Annotated in this window: 4 protein-coding genes; 2 read left to right on the top strand and 2 right to left on the bottom strand. The window is 57.6% G+C overall.

What is annotated here, in order from left to right; all coding sequences use genetic code 11:
- On the bottom strand, positions 1-85 hold an 85-nt coding region (locus tag NUV89_RS28190), incomplete at its 3' end, for a hypothetical protein (RefSeq protein ID WP_223473437.1).
- A 452-nt stretch (positions 86-537) separates the two neighbouring features.
- Positions 538-1437, bottom strand: a complete 900-nt coding sequence (locus tag NUV89_RS28185) for a LysR family transcriptional regulator (protein ID WP_257783895.1) — start codon at positions 1435-1437, stop codon at positions 538-540.
- 158 nt (positions 1438-1595) lie between these two features.
- Here NUV89_RS28185 and NUV89_RS28180 point away from each other — a divergent pair, with 158 nt between their 5' ends.
- Together NUV89_RS28180 and NUV89_RS28175 are read left to right on the top strand one after the other, a co-directional pair.
- Positions 1596-2777 carry an acyl-CoA dehydrogenase gene (locus NUV89_RS28180; RefSeq protein WP_017735997.1) on the top strand — a complete coding sequence of 394 codons (1182 nt, stop codon included), beginning with the start codon at positions 1596-1598 and terminating at the stop codon, positions 2775-2777.
- Between the two features lie 12 nt (positions 2778-2789).
- Positions 2790-4010 carry a CaiB/BaiF CoA-transferase family protein gene (locus NUV89_RS28175; RefSeq protein ID WP_257783894.1) on the top strand — a complete coding sequence of 407 codons (1221 nt, stop codon included), beginning with the start codon at positions 2790-2792 and terminating at the stop codon, positions 4008-4010.
- Positions 4011-4135: the final 125 nt, after the last annotated feature.

The raw sequence follows: 4135 nt of genomic DNA, 5'->3' as shown, positions 1-4135 counted from the left end.
GGCCGATCAGCTTCTTGATGGTTTCCGGGGTGGCAGCCACCCGCGTTTCACCGGTCTGGGTTTCGAGAGGAACACCAATGTGCACGTCAAATCTCCTGCATGATCTTTTTGCTTTTGATCTTTTTGTAAAAAGGCCAGTGCACCGTGAGTGGCGCATCTGGGGCGGCCGATCAGCACGATCCCGCTGAAATGACAGCGGGGCGCGGCATTTTGCAGGCGAACTTTACGGCCTTCAAGGGATTATGACGGGTGACGAAAAATTAACTACAAGTCACCCTGTGACTGATTGTCGCAACACTTCGAAATAACCTCTTCAAATACATGGGTTTAAAGGGCTGCAGGCATTTCTCAGGTGTTTTTCCATTGCTGGTGTGAATAGTCGCGCATTGACCTGTAAGTGTCGCTGAAGGCCATGAGAATCATGGCTTTGCGCCGTATTTTGCGCCGACAAGTACAGTCTGCTTAATTGCGACATATACGTATATCTGTAGGATCTGAATTTATCTGACTACAGAGTCAACAAGGCAGTTTCGGCCATTAAATGCTGGGGCTATAGCGCTGTGACTGATCGATCAGCCAGTCCCTGAACGCGTGCAGCGAGGCGGATTCGACTTTTCTGTCAGGAATCATCAGGTAATAGGCCTTCGCGCTGGTCAGGACGTCGGGGCTTGCGATCACCAGCCGCTGCTCATCCAGCTCGCGTTGAATAAGGAACGGTGGGATCAGTGCTATGCCCATGTCATGCATGGCCGCTTGGGACAACATCGAGAATAGCTCGTAGCGTGGGCCTGTCATGTCGCGGGGCACGTTCAATTGCTGGGCGTCGAACCACTGGCGCCACGCGTAGGGTCGGGTGGTCTGCTGCAGTAATGGCAGCTGCGCGATCTCCTGGGGGGAGAATTGCGTGCGGTTGCCCAGGAGGTGTGGGCTGCACACCGGGACTGGGTTTTCTCCCATCAGTCGGTGGGATTCTGTACCGGACCAATCGGCATCACCGAAGTAGATCGCGGCGTCGAAGTCGGTGTCGGCAAACAGGAACGGGCGCGTGCGGTTGGTGAGGTTGACCGTGACTTCCGGGTGCTGGCGTTGAAAATCCTTGAGGCGGGGGATCAGCCATTGGGTGCCGAATGTCGGGACCACGGCCAACTCGATGACGTTGGCACCCTGCTGCCCCATCACGGACAAGGTGTCGCGCTCCACGGCATCGAGTTGGGTGGCCACGCGGCGGCTGTAGGACAGCCCTGCCTCTGTCAGCTTTACCCCGCGCCGTGAGCGTCGAAACAGCTCGACACTTAAAAACTCCTCAAGGCTGGCGATTTGTCGGCAGATGGCGCCCTGGGTGATCGAAAGTTCGTGCGCCGCCTTGGTAAAGCTCTCGTGGCGGGCTGCCGCTTCAAAACTGACAAGGGCGGTGGTGCTGGGAATTTTTCTGCGCATGTACCTTGCCCTCACTCGTGAATCGTATAGATAGCGTTTTTTAGGGTTACGGAGTGAGAAATTAGCACAAGCCTATGCGGAAACCTCGTTTGCCCTCCCCGCTCCCTCGGCCTAGGCTCCATGCACGACTTCTGATTTATCTTTGCGAGGACTTATTCATGGCTGGCAAGGCAAGCTTCAACTGGATCGATCCACTGTTGCTGGATCAACAGCTCACCGAAGAAGAGCGCATGGTGCGCGACAGCGCTGAGCAATTCGCTCAGGACAAGCTGGCGCCACGGGTGCTTGAAGCCTTCCGCCATGAAAAGACCGACCCGGCGATCTTTCGCGAGATGGGCGAGACCGGCTTGCTGGGGGCGATGATTCCCGAGCAGTACGGTGGCAGTGGCTTGAACTACGTCTGCTATGGGTTGATTGCGCGTGAAGTGGAGCGTGTCGACTCTGGGTACCGCTCGATGATGAGCGTGCAGTCTTCGTTGGTGATGGTGCCGATCAATGAGTTTGGCACCGAGGCCCAGAAGCAAAAGTATCTGCCGAAGTTGGCCTCGGGTGAGTGGATCGGCTGTTTCGGTCTGACGGAGCCGGATCACGGTTCCGACCCGGGCGCGATGATTACTCGTGCACGTAAGGTGGACGGCGGCTACAGCCTGACGGGCGCCAAGATGTGGATCACCAACAGCCCGATTGCCGATGTGTTTGTCGTCTGGGCCAAGGATGATGCAGGGGATATCCGTGGGTTTGTCCTGGAGAAAGGCTGGAAAGGCCTGAGCGCACCGGCGATTCACGGCAAGGTAGGCCTGCGTGCATCGATCACCGGTGAAATCGTCATGGATAACGTGTTTGTGCCGGACGAGAACATCTTCCCGGATGTCCGTGGCTTGAAGGGGCCGTTCACCTGCCTTAACTCCGCGCGTTACGGCATCTCTTGGGGCGCTTTGGGCGCTGCCGAGTTTTGTTGGCACACCGCTCGCCAATACACCCTTGATCGCCAGCAGTTTGGCCGACCATTGGCGGCGACCCAGTTGATTCAGAAGAAGCTGGCCGATATGCAGACCGAGATCACCTTGGCGTTGCAAGGCTGCCTGCGGTTGGGGCGTATGAAGGATGAAGGGACGGCGGCGGTTGAAATTACTTCGATCATGAAGCGCAACTCCTGCGGCAAGTCCTTGGATATCGCACGTATGGCGCGGGACATGTTGGGCGGCAACGGTATCTCCGACGAGTTTGGCGTGGCCCGTCACCTGGTCAACCTGGAAGTGGTCAACACCTATGAAGGCACCCACGACGTGCACGCGCTGATCCTGGGGCGTGCACAAACCGGACTTCAGGCGTTCTATTAATAGGAGCACGGCATGGGCGCGCTTTCACATCTGCGGGTACTGGATTTATCGCGAGTGCTGGCGGGGCCTTGGTCCGGGCAGATTCTTGCGGACCTTGGGGCTGAGGTCATCAAGGTCGAGCGGCCGGGCAGTGGTGATGACACCCGGGCATGGGGGCCGCCCTTCCTTAAGGATGCTTTTGGCGAGAACACCAGTGAGGCGGCGTATTACTTGTCGGCCAACCGCAATAAAGAGTCGGTGACCATCGACTTCACGCGGCCGGAGGGGCAGAAGCTGGTGCGTGACCTGGCGGCCAAGTCCGACATTCTGATCGAGAACTTCAAGGTTGGCGGTTTGGCGGCGTATGGGTTGGACTATGAGTCGCTCAAGGAGATCAATCCTGAGTTGATCTATTGCTCGATCACCGGCTTTGGCCAGACAGGGCCTTATGCCGGGCGTGCGGGCTACGACTTCATGATCCAGGGCTTGGGTGGGCTCATGAGCCTGACCGGGCGACCCGAGGGTGATGAGGGCGCTGGGCCGGTCAAGGTCGGCGTGGCGTTGACGGATATTCTTACGGGGCTCTACTCGACTGTCGCGATCCTGGCAGCGCTGGCGCATCGAGATCATGACGGCGGTGGGCAGCATATTGATATGGCGCTGCTGGATGTGCAGGTGGCGTGCCTGGCTAATCAGGCGATGAATTACCTGACGACGGGCGTATCGCCGAAGCGTTTGGGCAATGCACATCCGAATATCGTGCCGTATCAGGACTTTCCTACGGCGGATGGCGATTTCATCCTGACCGTTGGGAATGACGGGCAATTCCGCAAGTTTGCCGAAGTGGCTGGGCAGCCGCAGTGGGCGGATGATCCGCGCTTCTCTACTAATAGCGTGCGGGTGGCCAATCGTGCGGAGCTGATCCCGTTGATTCGCCAGGCGACGGTCTTCAAGACGACGGCTGAATGGGTGGCGCAGTTGGAGCAGGTTGGTGTGCCGTGTGGGCCGATCAATGATCTGGCGCAGGTGTTTGCCGATCCGCAGGTCAAGGCGCGTGGCTTGGCGATGGCATTGCCCCATGCGCTGGCGGGGATGGTGCCTCAGGTGGCCAGCCCTATACGACTGTCCAAGACGCCGGTGGAGTATCGCAGTGCGCCTCCACTGTTGGGAGAGCATACGGCGCTGGTGTTGCGTGAGGTGCTGGGGTTGGGGGAATCGAATGTGGCCGCTTTGAGGGCGTCGGGAGTTATCTGACGCTTCTCTTCTATATAGATAGGCGGATTCCGGGTGGTGCTTTGGTGGTTTTTTAATCAATTTAAGCTAATTGATAGAAAAACCAAATTAACGGTTGACGGCAGATTTCAGATGTCTATAATTCG

Source organism: Pseudomonas sp. 18.1.10 (genome assembly GCF_024655625.1).
In the GTDB taxonomy this organism is placed as follows: domain Bacteria; phylum Pseudomonadota; class Gammaproteobacteria; order Pseudomonadales; family Pseudomonadaceae; genus Aquipseudomonas.
Note: the sequence above shows the minus strand (reverse complement) of the source record. Positions and strands in the feature narration are given on the sequence as shown.